Source organism: Methanosarcina baikalica (genome assembly GCF_031461075.1).
GTDB lineage: Archaea > Halobacteriota > Methanosarcinia > Methanosarcinales > Methanosarcinaceae > Methanosarcina > Methanosarcina baikalica.
The window spans coordinates 47,806-71,447 of the sequence record NZ_JAVKPK010000008.1; the positions used below are offsets into that span (position 1 = coordinate 47,806).

Annotated in this window: 19 protein-coding genes; 15 read left to right on the forward strand and 4 right to left on the reverse strand. The window is 37.8% G+C overall.

The window, feature by feature from the left end; translation table 11 throughout:
* Positions 1 to 43 precede the first annotated feature (43 nt).
* The 3 genes from RG963_RS03215 (at position 44) to RG963_RS03225 (ending at position 2,335) form a co-directional block, all read left to right on the forward strand.
* Complete coding sequence (locus RG963_RS03215; protein WP_310574835.1) at positions 44 to 481, forward strand: GNAT family N-acetyltransferase; 438 nt, start codon at positions 44 to 46, stop codon at positions 479 to 481.
* A gap of 596 nt (positions 482 to 1,077) precedes the next feature.
* On the forward strand, positions 1,078 to 2,064 hold the full coding sequence (locus tag RG963_RS03220; RefSeq protein ID WP_310574836.1) for a right-handed parallel beta-helix repeat-containing protein: 987 nt from the start codon (positions 1,078 to 1,080) through the stop codon (positions 2,062 to 2,064).
* 127 nt (positions 2,065 to 2,191) lie between these two features.
* On the forward strand, positions 2,192 to 2,335 hold the full coding sequence (locus tag RG963_RS03225; RefSeq protein WP_310574837.1) for a hypothetical protein: 144 nt from the start codon (positions 2,192 to 2,194) through the stop codon (positions 2,333 to 2,335).
* A gap of 65 nt (positions 2,336 to 2,400) precedes the next feature.
* Here the strand turns inward: RG963_RS03225 and RG963_RS03230 are convergent, their stop codons facing one another.
* Positions 2,401 to 4,125 carry a glycoside hydrolase family 15 protein gene (locus RG963_RS03230; protein ID WP_310574838.1) on the reverse strand — a complete coding sequence of 575 codons (1,725 nt, stop codon included), beginning with the start codon at positions 4,123 to 4,125 and terminating at the stop codon, positions 2,401 to 2,403.
* 912 nt (positions 4,126 to 5,037) lie between these two features.
* Here RG963_RS03230 and RG963_RS03235 point away from each other — a divergent pair.
* Positions 5,038 to 5,193: a hypothetical protein gene (locus RG963_RS03235; RefSeq protein WP_310574839.1), complete on the forward strand. Its 156-nt coding sequence runs from the start codon at positions 5,038 to 5,040 to the stop codon at positions 5,191 to 5,193.
* Between the two features lie 98 nt (positions 5,194 to 5,291).
* On the opposite strand, the gene wrbA is transcribed toward RG963_RS03235, so the two are convergent.
* Complete coding sequence (gene wrbA, locus RG963_RS03240) at positions 5,292 to 5,921, reverse strand: NAD(P)H:quinone oxidoreductase type IV (RefSeq protein ID WP_310574840.1); 630 nt, start codon at positions 5,919 to 5,921, stop codon at positions 5,292 to 5,294.
* 285 nt (positions 5,922 to 6,206) lie between these two features.
* Between wrbA and RG963_RS03245 the strand changes: the two genes are divergently transcribed.
* From RG963_RS03245 to RG963_RS03255, 3 genes are read left to right on the forward strand one after another with little or no spacing between them, the layout of a single operon-like run.
* Positions 6,207 to 7,337 (forward strand): glycosyltransferase family 2 protein, encoded by a 1,131-nt coding sequence (locus tag RG963_RS03245; RefSeq protein ID WP_310574841.1) that lies wholly within the window; start codon positions 6,207 to 6,209, stop codon positions 7,335 to 7,337.
* An 8-nt stretch (positions 7,338 to 7,345) separates the two neighbouring features.
* Positions 7,346 to 8,506 carry a glycosyltransferase family 4 protein gene (locus tag RG963_RS03250; RefSeq protein ID WP_310574842.1) on the forward strand — a complete coding sequence of 387 codons (1,161 nt, stop codon included), beginning with the start codon at positions 7,346 to 7,348 and terminating at the stop codon, positions 8,504 to 8,506.
* A 22-nt stretch (positions 8,507 to 8,528) separates the two neighbouring features.
* On the forward strand, positions 8,529 to 9,671 hold the full coding sequence (locus RG963_RS03255) for a glycosyltransferase family 4 protein (RefSeq protein WP_310574843.1): 1,143 nt from the start codon (positions 8,529 to 8,531) through the stop codon (positions 9,669 to 9,671).
* On the opposite strand, the gene RG963_RS03260 is transcribed toward RG963_RS03255, so the two are convergent.
* Positions 9,668 to 10,594, reverse strand: coding sequence for a glycosyltransferase family 2 protein (locus RG963_RS03260; RefSeq protein WP_310574844.1), 927 nt, complete (start codon positions 10,592 to 10,594; stop codon positions 9,668 to 9,670). The two genes, RG963_RS03255 and RG963_RS03260, sit on opposite strands and share 4 nt — an antisense overlap.
* 397 nt (positions 10,595 to 10,991) lie before the next feature.
* Here RG963_RS03260 and RG963_RS03265 point away from each other — a divergent pair, with 397 nt between their 5' ends.
* The 8 genes from RG963_RS03265 to RG963_RS03300 all read left to right on the forward strand — a co-directional run bounded on the left by RG963_RS03265 (position 10,992) and on the right by RG963_RS03300 (position 20,941).
* Complete coding sequence (locus RG963_RS03265; protein WP_310574845.1) at positions 10,992 to 11,465, forward strand: dTDP-4-dehydrorhamnose 3,5-epimerase family protein; 474 nt, start codon at positions 10,992 to 10,994, stop codon at positions 11,463 to 11,465.
* A gap of 19 nt (positions 11,466 to 11,484) precedes the next feature.
* A complete protein-coding gene (gene rfbB / locus RG963_RS03270) occupies positions 11,485 to 12,441 on the forward strand; it encodes a dTDP-glucose 4,6-dehydratase (RefSeq protein ID WP_310574846.1) in 957 nt (318 codons plus the stop codon).
* Entirely contained in the window at positions 12,420 to 13,226 is an 807-nt protein-coding gene (gene rfbD, locus RG963_RS03275) for a dTDP-4-dehydrorhamnose reductase (RefSeq protein WP_310574847.1), read from the forward strand. The genes rfbB and rfbD overlap by 22 nt, the downstream gene beginning before the upstream one ends.
* Positions 13,223 to 13,942: a sugar phosphate nucleotidyltransferase gene (locus RG963_RS03280; RefSeq protein WP_310574848.1), complete on the forward strand. Its 720-nt coding sequence runs from the start codon at positions 13,223 to 13,225 to the stop codon at positions 13,940 to 13,942. The genes rfbD and RG963_RS03280 overlap by 4 nt, the downstream gene beginning before the upstream one ends.
* Before the next feature lie 2 nt (positions 13,943 to 13,944).
* Positions 13,945 to 14,706, forward strand: coding sequence for an ABC transporter permease (locus RG963_RS03285; RefSeq protein ID WP_310574849.1), 762 nt, complete (start codon positions 13,945 to 13,947; stop codon positions 14,704 to 14,706).
* Between the two features lie 3 nt (positions 14,707 to 14,709).
* Positions 14,710 to 15,984 (forward strand): ABC transporter ATP-binding protein, encoded by a 1,275-nt coding sequence (locus RG963_RS03290; protein ID WP_310574850.1) that lies wholly within the window; start codon positions 14,710 to 14,712, stop codon positions 15,982 to 15,984.
* Positions 15,981 to 19,493, forward strand: coding sequence for a glycosyltransferase (locus tag RG963_RS03295; RefSeq protein WP_310574851.1), 3,513 nt, complete (start codon positions 15,981 to 15,983; stop codon positions 19,491 to 19,493). Before RG963_RS03290 ends, RG963_RS03295 begins: the two co-directional genes overlap by 4 nt.
* Positions 19,494 to 19,633: 140 nt before the next feature.
* Positions 19,634 to 20,941, forward strand: coding sequence for a rhamnosyltransferase WsaF family glycosyltransferase (locus RG963_RS03300; protein WP_310574852.1), 1,308 nt, complete (start codon positions 19,634 to 19,636; stop codon positions 20,939 to 20,941).
* Positions 20,942 to 21,553: 612 nt separating this feature from the next.
* On the opposite strand, the gene RG963_RS03305 is transcribed toward RG963_RS03300, so the two are convergent.
* Entirely contained in the window at positions 21,554 to 22,885 is a 1,332-nt protein-coding gene (locus tag RG963_RS03305) for a YncE family protein (RefSeq protein WP_310574853.1), read from the reverse strand.
* Between the last annotated feature and the right edge of the window lie 757 nt (positions 22,886 to 23,642).

The following is a 23,642-nucleotide window of genomic DNA, read 5'->3' on the forward strand; positions in this document are numbered from 1 at the left end:
GGAAGCACAGGGACTTCTCGGCCCGGTTTACGGAGAGAACTAAATGATAATCCAGAGATACGACGATTCCAGAAAGGAAGAAGTCCATGATGTTGTCCTTGAAGTGCTGCTGGAACATGGCTTTGAATACGACAGACTTAAAGATGCCGACCTCAAGGACATAAACGATTATTACTTTGGAAGCGGAGGTACTTTTTTCGTAGGGATTTTTGAGGGTAAGGTTGTAGGAACGGCAGGCGTCCGAAAATTTGATGGGAACCTGTGCGAAATCAGGCGCATCTACCTTAAAAAAGCCTTCAGGAACAAAGGCAACGGAAAACAGCTTTTCAGAACTGCCCTGGATTTTGCTGAAAAAAACTGTTCAGGTGTCGTACTTAAAACCGATTCGACCCTTACGAAAGCGATAGACATGTACCTCAAACATGGCTTTACTTTCCAGAAAGAAGAAACAGGATACCTGTATTTTGAGAAAATATTCTAATACCCGAGTCCCGTTTCGGGAGGACCGCCCGAATTTCGCTTTGCTCAAGAGAGCTGAATTATAATCAAGATACTTAGAGCCTATCCGAAAAGTGGTTACCTGCTGTAACTTTTACCAAACAGGCAATATACAAAACCGGAACGGATACTCGGATATTATAGCTCTATTGTGACTTTTCAACATGCATTACTGACTTTTCGGATAGGCTCTTAGCTGAGCCAAGAGGGCTGATTTGTGGGACCGAAATTTTCGGTATGTCCCGTGTTTTTGTGGTTGAGCTGATCCCAAAACTCAAAATTACTTCTCTGAATCCTATATTCTGAACAGTTAATCGAGCTTCAGATTATGGAAAATAGTTCTGAAACTTTACCGATTTTTGGGAATAAAATTGGTTTTGGGATGAGCTCGATAAATGAATCTATCTGTAAAAGTACCCAATTTCTAACAAAGTACCCAATTTCTAACTGTTAGAAACTTTTGGCACAAAACATTTAAATAATATTTTATTAGTTATGGTGTGATTAATTCTGTAGAGTTCAGTGAAGTTTGCAAACCACCCCTAAATCCTGCATATCCGAAGGCAAAAAGGGATAACTATGCCTCTCTCACAAATTAATAAAAAACTAATACTTGTCTTATTTTTAGTCTTTGTCATTTCAGCATTATATATATTCTATCCACAAAATAAAGAAAAATATTCTGACACTTTTTTTGGTAATAATAACAATAGTTCAATAACCAACGTATACCCAGGAGATTCTATACAAAGCGCGATAAACAATATAAGTTCAGGTGGTACTGTTATTGTTTCCTCTGGATTATACAAAGAGAACTTGGTTATTGACAAACCTTTGAGTATAATATCAAAACCAGGAGAAACTAATTACACTATTGTCCAGGCTGCAGACCCAGAAGAAGATATATTTCATATAACTGCAAACAATGTAACGGTCAGTGGCTTCAATATAACTGGATCACAGGATAAATCTGGTATCTATTGTAGTGGTTCTGATAGCAACATAACGGGAAATAAATTAAGCTACAACATGTATGGCGCTTACATCAATAATTCAACTAGGAATACTCTAGATAATAATGAAGTGAATAACAATTCATTTGGAATTTATCTAAAGGCTTCTAATAATAACCAACTAAGTAGTAATAATGTCTCAGGTGTTGGAATATTTGTTGGATTTAATAATGAAGCATGGGGAATTTATTTAGAAGATTCAAATGACAACAAATTGATGAGTAATTCCATATCAGGATTATGGGAAGGTGTAAACCTTACTAATTCTTCTAACAATGAGCTAAATAATAACTCTATTTTAGATAACTATTTCAGCCTTAGCCTTGAAAATTCAAATAATAATAAAGTTTTAAATAATACTATTGTGAAACGTGGATACTCTTTTTCAGTCGCACTTGCTCATTCTCAAAATAATACCTTAAAAGATAACACTGCAGGTCCTAATACTGAAATTAAAGTAATCTATGGTTTTAACAGTACAAACAATACACTGGAAGGGGAACTTTATACATCAAACGAAAACCGAACCGGTGGTGTATTCAGAGTAAAATAATGTAAAAGTTTACCTATAAGTAAAGAAGTTATTTTTCTCAAAGGATTCCAATGGAGCTTGCTGCTCTCAGTGAATCATGTTGCTATCAAAGCCTTGCGCGTGTAGATGAGTATATGCAAAGTTGGAAATGAGTATATGCAAAGTTGGAAGTTACATCGAGCTGTATAAATTGACCGATAGAATTGTGGATGAGCTGGCCCCAAAACTAAAAATCGCTTCTATTAATCCCGTATTCCAAATGATTAACGAAGTTCCTGACCATGGAAAATAGTCATGAAACTTTACTAATTTAAAAATAAAATTGGTTTTGGGATAAGTCCCTTATTTAAATAGCCTTTATTTTTCCAGATAATTGCAGGAAACGCCTTCTCTTTTCTCAAGGGCCTGCAGGTATTCAAGAACAGCAAGCACATAGGCTGAGTGAGACCAGGCAAGTGGGAGAACTGACAGAGGCATGCCTCTGTCATCTATTTGTTCGGGCATGAGGCCTGTGGGATGGGCATGGGCTGCACACCAGTCAAGAAGTTCGAGAGCCCTGTCCAGGTTTCCGACTGCCGAATGCCACTGGGACAGCCAGAGAGTGCAGATAATCCAGCTGTTCATATAACCATAGTAATTATCGTGAAGATACCTGGCAATCCCTCCGGAGGGGCGCTTAAGTTCACGTTCAATAGCCTCCATTGTCTGCACAACTTTTGGGTCGTCCGGCGGGAGAATCCCGAAATACCAGACTGCAAATACCGAGGAGTCAAGTGCAGGGTCGTCGAGAGAACGCCTGAAACGCTTGAGTTTATCATCATAAAGTCTCTCCAGGATAGATTGTTTCATGCGGTCTGCAGCTTCTTTCCAGACATTTGCGCTGTCATAATCTCCAAGGGAACGGGAAAGTTCATATGCGCCGCTAAGGCCGGCATAGACGGTACAGGCGCTGTATGTATGCACGCCCTTTCGCTCTTCCCAGAGATCAAAGCTCGAAATTGGAAGGCCTGTTTCCCTGTTAATAGCTTTTACAAGGTAGTTAGCTGCGGGGATTACAAGCGTTCTGTAGTACCTTCCTGTGGTCCAAACACTCCTTGCAATCTCCCAGTTATTATAAAGGGCATACAGCGGAAGGCCTGTTTCATCGATCTGAATCATGGGTACCGGATGCCAGGTGCTCCCAAAATCCCCTGCAGGCGTGTACTTATGAAGAAAGTTGCCTCTGGGTGTGATTATTTTTGTAAAAAACTCAAATATTTCGGCACTCAGGTGGTGGTATCGCGCCCTGTCGAGCGCAAGGCAGACCCAGGCTGCGTCTCTGGGCCAGCAGTAGCTGTAAAGGTCTGCTCCGAATTGCTTTATATCCGAATCGCAGGATGCGATCACAGAACCGGTAATATCCATGTGGGCGACAACTGTAAGAAGGCTCCTGTAAAAACACTTTGAGACTATCTCCGGCAGCTGAGGCATCCGGACAAATTCCGGAAGTACGGCTACCCTTTCGGTAAATGAGTTCCAAAAATTGAAATTATGGTGGAAAAGGGCTCTTCGTCCTGCTTCCTTTACCCTTTTATGGACTTTGAGCACGTTGCAGTACTTTTTTCCCAAAACAATCCAGTAGTGTATCATTGTAGATTCTTCCGGTTGCAGTTCAGGGAGGGTCCAGCCAAGGGTGGAATCCACAGAGCCGTGAGCAACAGGATTTCCGCTAAGGGAAGCGTCATCTTCCATATCTCTCCAGGTGCCTTCAAGCCCCTTCCATTCCGCAGTCCCTACGGCATGCTGGTCAAAGGCAGGGTCGCTTGCGTGCAGGAAATAGCGGTCGCGCTTGTAATGGATAAGGGTACGTTTATCGATTACAGCTGTTTCTCCGATTTTAGTTTCAAGAATCCTGTAGTTCTGGTTTGAAAAAAGACGCAGATGCTTGGGCACACTTGAAGTGTTCCTGACTTCAAAAGTCCTGTAAAAAATATTTACCGAGGGGTGGACAGCTTCCCATACCGTGGTCCTGAGCCCGATGTCAGGGTTTTCGAAGACGGTTTCCCCTATATTTGAGATAGTTCTCCTGCAGGCTTCAGGCATTCCCGGATTATCGGTTTCTTCTCTTATTCCTTTCCCGCTGTCTTGTAAGGTTTCGAGAATACGGTTACAGAAATCCTTCTTAAACTCAGATTTATACCTCTGCCGGATTTTCCAGCTTTCAAACCAGCTGCAATAAAGGGAATCGAGGTCACATATGCCTGCCTTTATCGAGTTCCCATGATTCTCAAGCCCTACGTATGGGAAATAGACATCCCTTATAGTCCCTTTTTCATCTTCACAGATCAGGATTCTCCCATTTCCGAAAATAAGCGGCCTAATCCCGAATACCTCCTGCTTTCCGTTGAGTTTCCATTACCCCGCAATCAGTCGTCTATTTTAGGTATGAAGATTCAACCAATATTCTCGAAAAATAATAATTCCATCAGGTTTGAATCATCTGCTCGAATTTAGCTCATCATAAGAAATGAATTTATTGCCTCAAATATTTTAGGGAAAAAAGTTCGCTGAGAACTGAACTTTAGCCTTAAAAAAATCTTTCTTAAAGGCATATATAATAAATAAATAAATAAATAAATAAATAAATAAATAAATAAATATATTAATTTCTAAATTCTATTTAAATGGAGATGTGCCTCTATATAACGTTTTCAGTTGATGTAATTACATCTTTAGATCTGGCCAGTAAAACGACTTTAATTTCTTATTGAAGATATATTTAAATTTAATAATAAAGTTTATATTTTATTGCGTTATCTTAGTATATCGAGCTCATCCCAAAACTGTTTTATTCTCAATCGGCAAGAGTTCCAGAAATAATTTCCATGATCAGAAACCTTGATTGGTTATTCAGAATACGAAATTCAGAGAAGCAATTTTGAGTTTTGGGATGAGCTCTATCTTATAAAAACGAACTATTAAATAAAACTCACATACAGAGAATGCGTGTTTACAATGTCTGACGTGAAAAAAACATGCCCCACTTGCGGGAAAGAATTTTTCGTCCTTAAAAATGCTGAGGAAAAGGCAATTTATTGTACTCTGGCATGCATGGCAAAAGCTCAGGAGAAATTTGAATCCAGAGGTTTGGCCTTCCCAGGTCTTGGTTGAGCATTTTGTAAGGTAAAATATCCAAAATACGGAGAACACCCTTAAATAGGGAAACGTTTTCCAATCTTTTTTATTTGGAAATAACCAAATAATATCCTTTACTTTCCAGCGAGTTTTTTTGCGATTTGGGCTACGTGCCTGCCCTGATAGCGGGCCATTGCAAGTTCGTTTTCTGAAGGCTGGCGGCTTCCGTCCCCTCCTGCAATCGTTGAAGCTCCGTATGGGCTACCCCCTGTAATTTCATCCATCTTTCTCTGCCGATTTTCTGAGTACGGAAGCCCTACAATAATCATTCCGAGATGGAGCAGGGTAACATGAGTTGTCAGGATTGTGGATTCCTGGCCTCCATGCTGCGTTCCGCTGGAAGTGAAGACGCTTCCCACCTTTCCTACGAGAGCATCTCTACTCCATAGCCCTCCAAGACCGTCAAAAACTGTGCGCATCTGGGCAGTCATATTTCCGTAACGTGTAGGTGTCCCAAAAATAATGGCATCGGCTCCTGCAAGCACATCTTCATACATTCTTCTGGTCAGCACAGGGATATGGGCAAAAAGATTTTTTGTTTCGATTGCCCCCATTTTTTCCAGAACCTCATAAGGTAGAGTCTCAGGCACCTGATAAATTTCTACTTCAGCTCCTTCGACTTCTCTTGCTCCTTCAGCTATGGCTTCTGCCATCTTGTAAATGTGACCATGAATACTGTGGAATATCACGTTTATCTTAACCATTTAATTTCTCCTTTAAATCTGTTGAACTGTAAGAAACGATTCCAACCATACGTTAAATGGGTTTATAATCCCGGAAATCCCAGCTCCTTTCTTAAAAATAGTTTTCTGATGCCTTATATAGCTTATTAGCAAAAGTCAATTTTCTTTTCCCTGCTTCTGTATTCTTCATTCTATTTTCGGTTCTTCCGCAGACAGAACTTTAAAAGACAGATTTCCGAATTACTAATTCCTTATAAATTAGGCGTATCAAAATAGTTATTAGGCTATATGCTGTATAAGCCAAATATGCCCTCTCTTTCTATCGTAATGCCCTCAATGAATGAAGAAGAAACCATCCGAATTTGCATAGAGAAAGCTCAGTTTATATTCAAAAAATATGGTATAGAAGGGGAGATAATAGTTGCTGATAACTCTTCAGACAGGACTGCAGAGATTGCAGCATCAATGGGTGCAAGGGTAATAGGCCCGATAAAAGGGTACGGAAACGCCTACCTTAAAGGGCTTGCCGAAGCAAAAGGAGATTATATTGCTATTGCCGATGCAGACAATACGTATGATCTGCTTGAGCTTGACAGATTTCTTGATCCTCTTATGGCAGGAGAAGCGGATTTTATAATGGGCACTAGGCTTAAAGGAAATATCAAAAAAGGAGCTATGCCCTGGCTGCATCAATATATAGGCAATCCCTTCCTGACTGGAACGTTGAATTTTCTTTTCAAGACGAAAATTTCGGATGCTCACTGTGGGATGCGAGCTTTTACAAAAGAAGCCCTTGAAAAAATGAACCTTAAAACTTATGGCATGGAGCTTGCATCTGAAATGGTTATTGAAGCTGCAAAATGTGAACTGAGGATTAAAGAAGTTCCCATAACCTATTACTCACGCAGAGCTCCCTCCAAACTGCGCTCTTTTCATGATGGCTGGCGGCATATGAGGTTTATGATGTTATACCGTCCTCTGCCTTTTCTCCTTCTTCCGGGAGCTGTGGTTTTTATCCTTGGAGTCCTGATAACCGGTTCTCTCTTGATTAGCGCAAATGCGGCAGAGAGCAGGTTACACTCATTCATTTTAGGCTGTATGCTCCTGATTCTTGGAGGACAGACGTTATCTACTGGCGGCTATATGAAAACGTATGGCATTGTCCGAGGTGTATACCCTAAGGATAAAGGCAGTACTGCAAAATGGCTGAACTATCATTCCCTTGAAAAAGAATTACTTGTAGGTTCACTTATCCTGGGGGCAGGCCTGTTGCTCGGACTGAAAGTAGTGTACACCTGGATTAGCTCGGGGTACGGGTCTCTCTCGGAAGTGAAAAATGCAGTTATTTCAATGGTTTTTGCCTTTATAGGCCTCCAGATGATTTTCTCAGCAATTATCCTGAGCGTAATGCTCCTTGAAGTGGATACGGACTGGTAAGTGGTGCAATGAAAATCGCCTTCGTGTACGATGCTGTCTATCCCTGGGTCAAAGGCGGCGCAGAAATGCGCATTCATGAACTGGGAAAGCGGCTCTCTGCCAGGGGAAACGAAGTGCACATCTTCGGGGTCAAATGGTGGGAAGGAGAAGAAACTATTGAGTATGAAGGCATGACCTTGCACGGCGTCTGCAAAGCTCGAAATCTGTATGTAAACGGCAGACGCTCAATTTCCGAAGCGGTTATCTTTGCTGCAAAACTGTTCCCTGCATTAAGGAAAGAAAAATTTGACCTTATAGATGTAAGTGTATTTCCCTATTTTTCCTGTTTTACCGTAAAAGTGGTTTCAGTCCTGAAAAAGAACCCTTCAGTGTTTACCTGGCATGAAGTCTGGGACGATTACTGGTACGAATACATAGGAAGAGCAGGCTTTTTCGGAAAATTAGTCGAAAAACTGGTCTCAAAAATCTCGGACAAAAATATAGCGGTTTCCGACTGGACGAAAAAAAGGCTTGAAATCCTTGGGGTTCCTGAAAAGAATATCACAGTTATCCCTAACGGGATCGATTTTAATAGGATTTCGGAAATTGAACCAGAAGGAGGCCAGACTTCTGCAGGGCTTGAAAGCAAAATTTATGATATCATTTTTGCAGGACGGCTTATAAAGGAAAAAAACGTTGACGTTCTGATTAAAGCGGTGGCCCTCTTTAAAGCCAATTTTCCAGAAATAAGGTGCTGCATTGTAGGAGACGGTCCTGAAAGAGAAGTACTGGTGAGACTCGCAGGTGAACTCGGTGTTCGGGAGAATGTGGATTTTGCAGGTTTTCAGGAATATGAGGCACTGATAGCTAAGATAAAGACGTCAAAGGTGCTTGTGTTGCCTTCTTCAAGGGAAGGGTTCGGGATGGTTGTGATCGAGGCGTTTGCGTGCAGAGTGCCAGTAGTGACGGTAAGGGAGAGGTATAATGCGGCGCAGGGGCTTATTGAAGATTCCTGCGGGATTGTGGTGGAGCTAGGGGAGAAGGAAATTGCGGAAGGAATAGGAAAGATACTTGAAAATGGAAATTATTATGAGGAGATGGCTGCTTCTGCGTCTAAAAGAGCTGGAAAATATGAGTGGGATACGATATTTGAACAGCTTCTTTTGCAGTACATGGAAATAATAATATAATACATTGAAGAAAAAATTAGTTTTGATTTTTGTAGACAGCCGGGACGTACTTATGAAAATTTTACACCTTGCAAAAAAATATTATCCTATGATAGGAGGGGACGCTTATACTGTTAATTGTCTGAAAAAACAGCAAATAAGAATTGGGCATACAGTTTATATCTTAACTTCCAATTGTGATGAAATTGCTCGGGACGAAAAAGTTTTCAAATTCGGCCTGAAAGACAGCTCTTCAAATCTGGACAAAATTACACTTCAAAGGTTGATATCTCTAGCTTTTTTATTTTTCTGGGGCTTCAGGAAACTTAGAGAACTGAAACCCGACATCATCCATTCCCATTCCGCAGACATGGGTTTTTTTATTTCCTTTGCAGCCAGATTTTACAGGATACCGGTTGTCAGCACCTGCCACGGAATCAGTTTTGATGATAAACAATACTTTTTCTTGAAAAGATTGGCTGAAAAATTTTTCCTTAGATATTCTGGTTTTAAGAAGATCATAGTCGTGGATAAAAATGGACTTAAGATTCTGGAAAAAGCCGGAATAAAAAAAGGAATTTATGTGCCTAACGGGGTGGACATTCATAAATTTGAAAGGAAGCAAGAAAAAAAATCAGATGGAATGACAAGATTCCTGTTTGTAGGCAGGCTTGAAAAGCAAAAAGGTTTGGAGTACCTGATACACGCAGCAAACTTCCTGAAAGAGAAAAATGATTTTGAAATTATCCTCGCAGGTGATGGAGAAGAGGCAGAGAATCTCAAAAAGACTGCAATAGAATTTGAAGTCGAATACATAGTCAAATTCACCGGAAAACTCAGCGAACATGCCCTCATTGAGCAGTACATGAGGTGTGATATTTTCGTATTACCTTCTTTATGGGAAGGACTCCCGCTGACATTGTTGGAAGCTGCAGCTGCCGGATTGCCAATAATAGCTACTGAGGTAGGAGGCATACCTTCCGTTTTTGCTCATGGAGAAAATGCGCTGCTTGTGAAGGCTCAAAATAGCAGGGAACTGGCAGGGAAAATGCAGAAACTTATGGGTGATAAAGAACTCCAGAAAACACTGAGTACCAGTGCCAGAAAGCTTGCAGAAAAATATTCATGGGAAAATTCAGCAAAGCAATTAGAAACTGTTTATAAAAAATACATTGAGTGGGATTAATACCGCCCTGAAGCGGTAAATTTACGTTTTAGGGAAAGGGGAAGCAGATCAAAATGCAAGCCCAGCCAGAAACCTATTGCTTCTACGAAATGCCTTACAAAGGCTTCTGGAATCCACTTAACAATCTCTTTCGGCTTGTATGCATGACCCAGCATAAACCGCAGATCCAAAAATATGACAACCGCAACAAAGAATGGGATCAAAGGCAAATACACATTATTTCTGTTTTTGAATATTTTTATATGTGCTGTACCGGCATCAAAGTATTTTTTAAATAAAACTTCCAGAGAGTTGTTGTGTGAATGAATGACAATCGAATCAGGGTCATAAACAATCTTGTAGCCGGCTTCAAGAACCTCCTTTGACCAGGCCTGATCTTCAGTCTGAACCAGCGTATCATCAAAAGGAAATTTATCCCAGATGTCTTTTAGGAGGCAAGAGCTTGTATTGGAAAAAAATATGAGTTTTTTGTAGTTTTGATAGTCCCGAACACTCTTTACTTCCTTTGTGGGGCCCCATCCGGTTAAGATATAGCGAGCCTCAAATGGATCGCAATCCGGTCGGGGAATATTTCGACTGTATACCCCTGCAACACCCTCATCTTTAAAATTTCGGATTAAGTTTTCAAGCCATTTTTCATTAAGGGGAATGGCATCCTGGGTTAAATAAATGAGATACTTTCCTTTTGCAATTCTGGCCCCTAAATTTCTGGTTTTGCCGTGCCCGAAGTCTTCTACTTTAATGTTAAAAAGTTTCACAGGGAAAGTACTAACAATTTCCAGCGTCCGGTCTGTTGAAGCTGAATCAATAACTATCACTTCAAAATTCGTATAGTTTTGTGCATATACATGTTCCAGGCATTCCCGGAGAGTACTTTCTCCGTTTCGAGTTAAAATGATTAGTGAAGCTTCTGGATCGGACATTTTAAAAGTACCTATATATATTTTAAGAATACATATCTGACATTTTTAAGAATACATATCTGATATTTTTAAGAATACTTATCTGATATTTTTAAGAATACATATCTAAGATTATAAGAGTACCTGATGCTGTTCACAGTATATAAGTGTAGATATATCGAACAATATAATCCTCTAAAAGGTAATTAAACCTATAAAAGGTAATTTATAATACTATTAGCCCCTTGCTTTTACCGTAGAAGATAAATATATCAAAATGTGTAGAAGATTAAATTATTATAGATATATAGTCTGAAACAGATGAAGCGGTATTGGGATCTTTTGAAGCCTTCTCAGGCAGTAGTAAAAGGCTCTCCATGATCGAATCTAATTATCCTTCATTAAACAAGTGATAAAAATGAAAAATATCGAAGGAGTAAAGCTGAAAAACCTAAAGGTCATCCCGGATGAAAGAGGATGGCTTATGGAAATATTGCGCTGCGATGAAGAAATCTTCGACAAATTTGGGCAGGTTTACATAACCACTGCGTATCCGGGAGTCGTCAAAGGCTGGCATTATCATAAGATTCAGACTGACAATTTTACATGTATCCGTGGTATGATGAAGGTCGTACTCTACGATTCAAGAGAAGATTCTCCTACATATGGAAATATTATGGAACTTTTTGTAGGGGAGAAGAATCCTTTACTTGTCAGTGTACCTCCATTTGTGTACCACGGCTTTAAGGGGATTGGAACCGAAACAGCATATTTCCTGAGTGTTCCAACCGAACCTTATAACTATTCCGAGCCTGATGAATACAGGCTTCCTCCTGATACTGACCAGATTCCTTATGATTGGGGACTTACCCCCGGCTTGAAACACGGATGAAAAGAAAGGACGTGAGATCTTGAAACTCCTAGTTACGGGTGGCTGTGGCTTTATCGGAAGCAATTTTATCCTTCATATAATGAAAAAATATCCAGATTATAAAATAGTTAACCTGGATAAACTCACTTATGCAGGAAATCCGGACAACCTCAAAGAGATTGAAAACAACCCAAACTATTCTTTTGTAAAGGGGGATATTTGCGACCCCTCTTTAGTACATAAAGTTATGAACAATGTGGATCATGTAGTTCATTTTGCAGCGGAAAGCCACGTAGATCGTTCAATTGAAGACGGATCTGTTTTTGTAAAAACCAATGTTCTGGGTACTCATACACTTCTTCAAAGTGCACTGGAATGCAAAATCAAAAGGTTCATTCATATTTCTACCGATGAAGTGTACGGAAGCATAGAATCGGGCTCATTCAAAGAGACAGATATTCTAACCCCTTCAAGCCCCTATTCTTCAAGCAAGGCCGGGTCTGACCTGCTCGCCCAATCATATTACATAACCTACGGACTCCCTGTTATTATCACAAGATGCACCAACAACTTCGGTCCCTATCAATACCCCGAAAAACTTATACCTCTTTTTACCACAAACCTCCTTGAGAACAGGAAGGTTCCTATCTACGGCACCGGTACGAACATACGCGATTGGATCTACGTACTCGACCACTGCAAAGCCGTAGATTTCATCCTCCACTCCGGCATTGACGGCGAGATTTATAATGTGGGCGGAGGGAATGAAAAAACCAATATTGAAATTACACGTAAAATCCTCGAATTACTTGGAAAAGACGAGTCTATGATAGAGTACGTAAAAGACCGCCAAGGCCACGATTTCAGGTATTCTCTGGACTGCTCCAAATTAAAGGAATTCGGCTGGGAGCCGGAATATTCATTCGAGGAAGCTCTTGAGGAAACCGTAAAATGGTATATTGAGAACAAACGGTGGTGGGAGAAATTAAAACACTGATCCTTGGGGCAGGGGGAATGCTGGGAAAGGAACTTTGTAAGGTCTTTCCCGATGCTATAAAATTTACACGCTCAGAGCTTGACATCACCGATGAAGCGGAGGTTCGCTTAACAATCGAAAAAATAAAGCCAGATGTTGTGATTAACGCTGCAGCGTATACCAATGTGGACGGATGTGAAGACAATAAGGAACTTGCATTTAAGATCAACGGCAGAGCTCTTGAATACATTTCAAGGGGCTGTTCAAATGCAGGAGCAACCCTTGTGCATTACAGTACTGATTATGTTTTCGATGGCTCAAGAAAAGAATATTTTGAATCCGACGAAACGAATCCTATGAATGTCTATGGCCAGTCGAAGCTTCTGGGAGAAAAAAATATAATTGAGAACATGAAAGATTACCGGATAATAAGGACTTCCTGGCTCTTTGGCCTGCAAGGCAAAAACTTTGTTGAAACAATGCTCAGGTTGTCTGAAGAGATGGATACTGTAAGAGTAGTAAATGACCAGTTCGGAAAGCCAACTTATGCTGCAGACCTTGCCCTTAAAACCGATGAAATCATCAAACTCCCACCCGGAATTTACCATATCACAAACGAAGGTACATGTTCCTGGTATGAATTTGCAGAGGCAATAATAGGAAATGTTGCCCCCTGTTCAACGGATGAATTCCCAAGAAAGGCAAAACGCCCTAAATATTCGGTTCTTGTTAACACCAAAACAGAACCCATGAGGCACTGGAAAGAAGCCCTTAAAGCATATCTGAAGGAGAGATCAACAACATGAAAGGAGTTATTCTAGCAGGTGGGACAGGCAGTCGGCTCTACCCCCTGACCAAAGTGACGAACAAGCATCTTTTACCCGTCTATGACAAGCCAATGATTTATTACCCATTGAAGACCCTCATCAGTGCCGGAATCAAAGATATAATGATCGTTTCAGGTAGGGGTCATGCCGGGCATTTCCTTGAACTTTTGGGGTCGGGCTCGAAATTTGGGGTTCACTTTACCTTCGAAATCCAGGAAGAAGCCGGAGGGATCGCTCAGGCCCTTTCCTTTGCAGAAGATTTTGTAGATGGGGACAATGTAACAGTTATCCTGGGAGATAATATTTTTCAGGATAATATCAAAGAAGATGTCTCGGCTTTCTCGAGTGGCGCAAAGATTCTCCTAAAAGAGGTCACCGACGCCCACAGGTTTGGGGTTGCAGAGCTGGACGGAAACAGGGTAATTGGTATCGAAGAAAAACCTAAAAACCCGAAGAGCAATTTTGCAGTTACAGGATTATATATATACGATTGTGAAGTTTTCAATGCCATAAAGACCCTCAGGCCTTCGGGAAGAGGTGAACTTGAGATTACGGATGTGAACAATTATTATATAAATAAGGACACGATGGGATACAGAATTCTTGATGGATTCTGGAGCGATGCCGGTACTTTTGAGTCCCTATTCCGGGCAAGTGAACTGGTTAGAAACCTGCATACAATCACGGAAAAATGAGTATGTACCTATTTGAATATAGTGAATTAATCAAGAATCTAGTGATAAGCGATCTTAAAGTTAAGTACCAGAGTTCTGCTCTCGGTTTTGCCTGGTCGATGTTAAACCCATTGCTTATGATGCTGGTTTTATACCTGGTATTTAGCAATCTTTTCAAGATTGAACAGGAACACTTCGATCTTTACCTTTTAATTGGGATCATAGCCTGGCGTTTTCTGGCAAATGGAACTATGACCGCTATGACCTCGATCGTCGGGAAACCTAGCCTTGTAACTAAAATCTACATTCCACGCGAAGTTCTCACTTTCAGCATGGCAATGTCGGCTTTTATAAGTTCGATTCTGGAATTCGCAGTATTGATTCCATTATTGTTAATATTGGGAGCTTCACTTTCACTTGCAATCCTGTTGTTCCCTTTAATTCATGTATTATATTTCTTAATAGTATATGGAATCAGTCTTGCGCTTTCATCTCTGTATGTATATTTTCGGGACTTGAACCAGATATGGGACATAGTCCTCCAGGTAGGTTTTTATGCTGCTCCTGTTATATACCCTCTATCTACTGTACCTGAAAAATATATGTTTTATTACATGCTGAGTCCGATTACTCGATTAATGATGATGTATAGGGACGTATTGTTGTACGGTACTGTTCCAAATATATCTGATTTCATATTTGTTGCCGGATTCGGGTTGATCTGTTTAGCATTTGGATCCATGATGTTCAGGAAATTATCCCCCAGATTCGCAGAGGAGGTGTAAAGCATGTTCAAAACCGACAACAATGGCAGATCTGAATCTGAAAAGCCATGTGCAATAGAAGTTAATGGTGTGTCCAAATGCTTCAGAATTCCTCACGAAAAAAGAGTTACAGTATATGATAACATAATCGGAAAAATCACAGGCAAATCATACACTTACGAAGTTTTCGAAGCTTTAAATGATGTCACTTTTAGCGTAAAAGAAGGGGAAACCTTCGGAATTATCGGGGAAAATGGATCCGGAAAAAGTACGATTCTTAAAATTATTTCAAAAGTCTTTGTGGCAGATACAGGTTCTGTTAAGGTAAAAGGAAAAATAGCACCTTTTCTGGAATTGGGTGTTGGGTTTCAACCAGAACTCACAGCCGTTGAAAATGTATATCTTTACGGCGCAATAATGGGCATGAACCGCGCAGAAATGGATGCTAAACTTGATTCAATTTTTGAATTTGCAGAATTGGATAGATTCAGGGATACAAAATTAAAAAATTATTCTTCGGGAATGTATGCGAGATTGGCTTTTGCAACAGCAATATCTGTTGATCCAGATGTTCTTTTGCTTGATGAAGTTCTAGCAGTTGGAGATCAAGCTTTTCAAGCGAAATGCCGCTACAAGATAAATGAGTACAAACGAAATGGAAAAACGATTGTCTTTGTATCCCATTCGATAGAAGCGGTCAAAGAAATATGTGATAATTGTTTGATGCTCAGCAATGGAAATGTGGTATCAATCGGACCCACCGAAAATGTCATAAGTGACTATCTGAATGCTGTAAATAAAAAAGAAGTCGAGAGGCTATTGAACCAGTACGAAAACACGAAAGATGCTATTGAAAAAGATAATGTGGACCCTTCAATTAACTGGGGTTCAAAGGAAGCAAAGATTGTAGATATTAAGTTTTTTAACAACCATAGTGAATCTTATATCTTTCAAACCGGACAGAAATTTATTGCAAGGATTAAGTATAAAACCAATCAACGAATTGAGAAACCGGTTTTTGGAGTCGCCATATATAAAGACAACGTTCACATTACAGGCCCGAATACCAAACTTTGTAAAATGGATATTGATTTTATAGACGGTGAAGGTGAAATTGATTTTATAGTTGACAAATTACCTTTATTAGACGGGCCCTATAAATTCTCTGCAGCTATATATGACGATTCATGCCAGCACCCGTATGACCATCAGCATTGTGCACATGGATTCGAAATAAAAAATCTATCCGCTAAAAACTATGGGTTATTCGATATACAGGGGCAGTGGCTTTCAAAATGAATTCTGACTTTGACTTGATGGACCTTCCGTTTGATCAATATACAAGAAACTACATTATAAAAAAAATAATAGACTCCATCCGAGATAATTGTAATAACTCCTTTAAGATACTGGATGCTGGTGGTAGGAATGGAAATTTATCTTCTTTTTTACATGACGATGAAATACACATAATTGACATAAGACCAGGTACTGAAAGCAACTACGTAATCGGAGATGTTACAAAAGCTCCTTATAAGGATAGCTCTTTTGATATTGTAGTTTCTTCCGATGTATACGAACATGTGCCAGCAAGTGAAAGAGAATATTTTTTATCAGAATTACTTCGAGTCAGCAAAAATTTTGTGATTCTTGGAGCTCCTTTTGATTCAAAAGATGTTAAAGACGCCGAAATGAAAGCGTGCAATTATTTTAAAAAAATAACTGGAGAACCACATCCCTGGCTCCTAGAGCATATTGAAAATGGATTACCTTCCAATGAGAAATTAGAAAATTTCTTGGAAGACAACGATTTTAGTTATTTAACGATTAAAACAAACAATATTTCAAACTGGTTTTTGATGCAGCTTTTGATTTTTTATACTTCAAAATATACAAATTTCATGGAAAATGTAAACAAAGTACATAGATATTATAATGAGAATTTTTTAGATCTTGGGGACCTGTTAGAACCTTCATATAGAACTATATACCTGATCAGTAAAAATTTGGAGTTTCCTGAACTTGATTTGAAGTATAAACGTGATAAAGACCTTTCAAAATATCGTACATTAGAGAGGTTAATTTTTGAAATTATTGAAGATTCGATATCCAAATCCACTAATTTAACTGCTGAACTCAGCAAAGAAATCCAGAACAAAGACTCGTATATACAGGGACTGAACAATTTTATTAATGAATTTAAACAAGAAATCCAGAACAAAGACTCGTATATACAGGGACTGGATAATAATATTAATGAATTTAAACAAGAAATCCAGAACAAAGACTCGTATATACAACAGGTAAGTACCTCTGTGGAAGAACTTAGAAAAGAAATTCAATACAAAGATGATTTAATTCAATACAAAGATGATTTAATTCAATACAAAGATGATTTAATTATTCAAAATAGAAAAGAACTAAATGACATCTATGAAACTGTTCCCTGGAAAATTTATACGAAATGTCAAAGAGTAGTAAATGTATTATTCCCACCCAATACAAAAAGAAGACAGACATTTGATATTGGAGTCCTTGGAATTCAGATGCTTAATAAACAAGGTCCCGGAGAATTCTTCCATCAGATAAAATGTCGACTCGATAAAAAACATCGAAAATATTCTGTCCCTGTTATTGAGACAGATTTTATCTCGTCTGATATTACGAATTCACCTAAAGTTGCTTTGCCTCTTCTAGAAACTTTAAAGGGAAAATTCACTTTCCCCACTAATAACTTAAATGAGCTTAAATTCTTTACAGCCACCTATAAAAGAATAAATTCAGACCTTGAACTTCATATAATAAACGATTCCATGAAAATTATAAGGAAGTCAAAGGTAAAAGGATACGAAGTTCTGGATAATGACTATACCTCTTTCAAATTTAAACCAATAAAATATAGCGGAGGGAAGGTATTTTCATTTGAATTGGTGTCAAAAGGTGACCCCTCTGCAGCAATATGGTATAATGATTCTGGAGACTTGCAAGAATTAGTACTATTTTATGGCGATAAAACATTAAATGGAAATATTGGTTTTCAGGCATGCTCTAATCTTGAGATAGAAGAGGAATATGATCTCTGGATACTAAAGAACAATTTAACTATCTCAAAACAAGAGCAACATAAAGTAAAAATAAAAGAATTTGTTTTTAAACCTAAAATCAGCTTAATAATGCCAGTTTATAATGTAGATAAAGTTTGGCTCGAAAAGGCTATCGATTCAGTTAGAAACCAGTTATATGAAAACTGGGAATTATGTATAGCAGACGATGCTTCCACAAAAGAGCATATCAAACCTACTTTAGAAAAATATTTAAAAGAAGATGACCGAATTAAAATAAAATATTTAAGCAATAATCTGGGCATTTCGGGAGCATCAAATGAAGCCATATCCTTAGCTACTGGTGAATTTATAGGACTGCTTGATAACGATGATGAATTAAGCATTGATGCCCTCTACGAAGTTGTAAAATTGCTGAATAAAAAACCTAAAACAGATCTGGTATATAGTGATGAAGACAAAATCACTATGGAAGGAAAACGTTGCAATCCTTTTTTTAAACCGGATTGGTCTCCAGATTTACTCTTGACAGTGAATTATATTTGTCATTTTACTGTGATAAGAACGAAATTGGTAGAAGAAGTAGGCAGATTTAAAATTGGTTTTGAGGGAAGTCAGGATTACGACTTATTCCTAAGAGTCACAGAGAAAACTAATAATATTGAACACATACAAAAAATATTGTATCACTGGCGAATGATACCAAGTTCAACTGCCTCAAATATCAACGTCAAAGACAACGCACACACGAATGGGGTAAAGGCATTACAAAATCACTTAATACGCCAAAATATAGAAGGAAATGTAGCAAATAGTCTGAATAGAACTAATTATAGAATAGAATATGTAATTAAAGAAAACTCTTTAGTTTCAATTATAATTCCTTTTAAAGACAAGGTAGATTATTTAAAGAGATGTATTAACAGTATTACAAAATATACAAAAGAAACCAGATATGAAATTCTATTAGTATCAAATAATAGCAAAGAAAAAGAAACTTTTGAGTATCTGGACTCTTTAAAAAAACATCAGCATATAAAGATAATAAAATATGATTATCCTTTTAACTTCGCTGCCATTAACAACTTTGCTGCAAAAAAATCCAGTGGTAGCTATCTTTTGTTTTTAAATAATGACACTGAAGTCATAACCGAGAATTGGCTCCATTATCTATTAATGAATGCCCAACGAAAAGAAATCGGTTGTGTTGGTGCTAAACTTCTATATCCCGATGGTACGATTCAGCATGCTGGCGTAGTATTGGGATTGACAGGAATGGCAGGTCATGTTTTTGCTAGATTACCTGAAAACCAATGGACTAACTTTGGTTTGGACTCGTGGTCTAGAAATTACCTTGCAGTTACTGCAGCATGTTTAATGATCAGCAAAGAAAAATTTAATCAAGTCAGAGGTTTCGATGAAAATTTCACAATTTGTGGAAATGATATTGACTTATGCTTAAGGGTTTATAGACAAGGGTATAGGAATCTTTACATTCCAAATGTGAGACTATATCATTTTGAATCGATCTCAAGAGGAAAAGAAATCCCAGTTGGAGATTTCCAAGAATCCTGGAAGTCATATAAACATTATTTAGAAATAGGGGATCCATTCTACAATCCAAACTTAACATTGGAAAATACATCGTGTAGCCTTAATAAGTATTCCAAGCTCAATTTTGAAGTCAATGTTAAACAAATTCAAAATGTTTTGTTAGAAATGGGTTGTAAAATTGAAAGAAAATGAGATTAAATCATATCCAATATACTCTCAGGCTTTAAAATTTGAAATTTTTTTATTCGAAAATAGAGATACTGTAATCTAAGGAATTCCAAAAAATAGCTCTGAAAGGGGTATATATAGAAAAGACCTTGTGTTTTGATAATATGATAAATAAGGCTAGAAAAATATATAACATTTATAAAAGTTCAGGATTAATTGAAGTTCTATATAACATCATTTTGAAAATAAAAGAAGAAGACAACAAAAAGTGTGCAGAAAGCAATAAATGTGTCGATAGTAGTTTATATTCAATACCTGAAATAACTCCTCTTGTACCAAAAGAAACAGATTTCAAAGGTAAAAGGTTGAACCTCCTCATACCTTCACTAGAAAAAGAACATATTTTTGGTGGAATCTCTACAGCTTTGAATTTATTTGAATATATGGTCAAAAATTACGAGTTCCAAAGAATTATTGTAACAGATAGCAAAGTAGATAATATAGATCTAGAACATTTTAAAGAATATATTATTGACAATAAATCAGATAAGAATTTGGCTAAATTGATTTGTCCGATGGCCGATCGTTTTGGTAAAAAGTTAGATGTAGGTGAAAGTGATTATTTTGTTGCAACTGGATGGTGGACGGCATATATCCTGCAATCTATTCTCGAATGGCAACATAAGACATACGATATAGAACCAGCATTTTACTATATAATCCAGGACTTCGAACCAGGATTTTATCAATGGTCTAGCAGATATTCCCTGGCAGAAAGTACCTACAAAAGTAAATTTAAAACTAAAGCTATTTTTAATACCAAGATATTATATGATTTTTTTATTGAAAAAGGTTATTCATTTTATCAACAAGCATATTTTAATCCTCCATTAAACAAGTCTTTGGCTAGCAGGGCATCGTTAGCTTCAAAGCAAATAAGGAACGAACCATTTAAAATATTAGTTTACGGACGTCCGGGTGTAGGAAGAAATTGTTTTGAGATATGTATTGAAAGTTTACAAAAATTTGCCTCCGAATATGAAAATTTACATAAATGGGAATTTTACTCAGTTGGAGAAAAACATCAAGATATAATGTTGAGTCCAGATTGTAAATTAATATCTCTAGGAAAACTTTCTTTGGATCAATATCAGAATATCCTTGAAAGTTCTTCCGTAGGACTCTCTTTAATGGTCTCACCACACCCAAGTTATCCACCGATAGAAATGGCATTTTATGGATTATCTGTTATAACGAACGGATATGAAAATAAGAACCTATCAAATTTCTTTAGTAACGTGCGTTCTTTGGAGAAACTGACCCCAAATGATATAGTGGAGGCTTTGAATCAGGCTTGTCGTGAGGTAGAGAAAAAAAACGGAGCACCCTCAGACTGTAAAAATAGTTATTTGGCAGATGAATCGTGGGAAAAAGCTTTTACTTCATTAGAATATATTTTGGAAGATAAATAATGGCCTAAAAGCTTATAGAAACAGGCTATCTCAAGAATCATGCAATTCTTTAATTGTGCAAAATCTTTAGAAGCCTTAGAGCCTGTCTGAATATTATATCCCACTTTCCGCAGATGTACACAAAAATGCCACCTATTTTTCTCAATACGGCAGCAGGTTAAAAACTGAATTCATATTTGATGAGATAATAATAAGGCAAATCGGCAAATAAATTCTACATCTGTATAAGTCTGCGGAATGTAGGTGTAAAAGTTCAATTTAGGGGATTTCTACATAGCCCAAAAAAATAAGATTGAGATTTTGAACCCTTATCATTTATCCTATATTCGGCAGGTCGACATTTAATTTTCAATAATTTTTGTTGATGGCGATTTTGAAATGATGCTCCATAATTGTGTGCAGTTGTTAGGTTTACATATGACCAATTATTAATTTTTCATACAAAACTTCAATGAAAAAATGATTCAGTACTCATATATGTCGTGGGAGTTGAGCCACACGTTAACCAACTTTAAACCTAATATATAATTAGCTAATATTCAAAAAAAGCATCAGAAAAAATATTTTCATTTCTAATGTCGACCTGCCGAAAGCAGGATTTATTGTTCATTCTCAATTACCTTTTCTTTCGTTAATGCAGAATACAGCTAGCAGGCTAACAACTCCGTAAATTATTTCGAAGCCATGAGCTTTTTTGCTTTCCTTTGCAGGAGTTGTTGCAGCTTTTTTCTGCTCCGGTATCTGTTCAATATTTGCTTCTGCAGTTCCATCTTTCTGTCTGAAGACCTGCGTGTTGTTCTCAGACTGCGTTATATTCCCGGCTGCATTCGTATTATCAGTTGAGTTGCTGGCATTACTACCTCTTACGACAATAGCCTTTCCTTCGCTGTCGCCGTTTCCACTTCTGTGGCCACTTCCTTCACTGCTTCCTTCGCCTACAGGAAGTATTTGTTGTGCTGGATCAGGACCAATAAATTGCCCGAAGGCGAAAGGCATTCCCCCAACATTAATTGTATCTGTAACGGTATTTGTAGTTGTGTTAATTATAGAAACAGTTCCATCGCCATTATTTGCCACATATACCTTTGAACCATCCGGTGTAACTGCAACTCCAAAAGGATTGGTCCCTACGTTCACTGTATCTATAACAGTGTTTGTTGCTGTGTCAATTACAGAGGTATTATTGCTTCCATAGTTCGTCACATATACTTTTTTTCCGTCCGGTGACGCTGCAACTCCCCATGGTTGGATTCCTACATTCACTGTGTTTATAACAGTGTCTGTGACTGTATTAATTACAGAGACAGTTTCATTGTCAGTATTCGTCACAAATGCCTTTGCTCCATCTGGGGTGACCGTAACTCCGCGAGGATGATATCCTACATTCACCCAGGCTGTGAAACTGTTTGTAGCTATGTCAATTACTGATACAGTGCTAGAGCGCAAGTTCGTTACATATGCCTTTGTTCCCGCTGGATTGACTGCAACTCCTATAGGCCATACGTTTACATTTAATGTGGCAGTAATACTATTTGTCGTTGTATTAATTACGTCTATTCTGTTGTTGGCAGGGTCTGTTACATATGCCTTTTTTCCATCCGGTGTAACTGCAACTCCCTGAGGAGCGCCTCCTATATTAACTGTATTTGTAACAGTGTTTGTAGCTGTATTAATTACAGAAAAGATGCCATTACCTATCAAATATACCTTTGTTCCCGCTGGATTGACTGCAACTCCCATGGGATGAAATCCTACATCTATCGTATCTGTAACGTTGTTGTTTGCTGTGTCAATTATAGAGATATTGTTGTTATTCCCGTCAATATATGCGTACGGAACTGCACCTGCGCTACTTGTCAACATCACAAATGACATAGTAACTATTACTAAAACGGTTGTAAGTTTATGCCCTACACTTTTTTCACTAGAGACTCTTTTCTTCATTTAAATCGCCCTGAGTAATACACAAATAATTTTATTTTTACTCCCCTGAATTAAGCTCTTAGAGCGTGTCTTAAAATTAAATTCGGTTCTATAATTGGGATACGGACTTACACACTTGGACTGAAAAGCAGTAGCATTAAGCCGTTAAATGTCTAAAGTGTAATTTTAAACAATGATGGCTATTACATTTGATTTTATATATCGAGTACGTAAGTCCTACGGGATAAAATACTATCTTAAAGTCAATGTGCACCTTAATTATGGAAAAAATTTATGGCATGAATTTTAAAGTTGACATTCTTCATTATCCAATTGTATAAACAGTTCAAATTTTAAGACAGTCTCTTAGACGATTTTTATATTTTTTTATTTTCCACTTTACTTTATTACTACGTTAACTTCTGAGAAAATACTAACAATATAAATAATTTTAAAAGCTTTAAATATTTTCCTGGAAAATCTCGGCCTCTAATTTTCTAATAAAAAGCCAATTCTATAATTCAAAATTGAATCTTTGAATTTTCAAATCCTTAATGATTAATCAATTTCCAGACTGTGAAAGTAATTCTGGTGCTCTTATTAATAGAAAATAAAGCTGGTTATGCGACAAGCTAATTAGTAAAAAAACTTAAGAAATTCAAATCGATCATGCTGTTAATATAAGAATAGACAAACTAGTGTCCTGGCAACTTAATTATAGGGTATTAATATTTAAACAAGTCCTCATCCATAGTCCCTTTCTTAATTATGATGACTC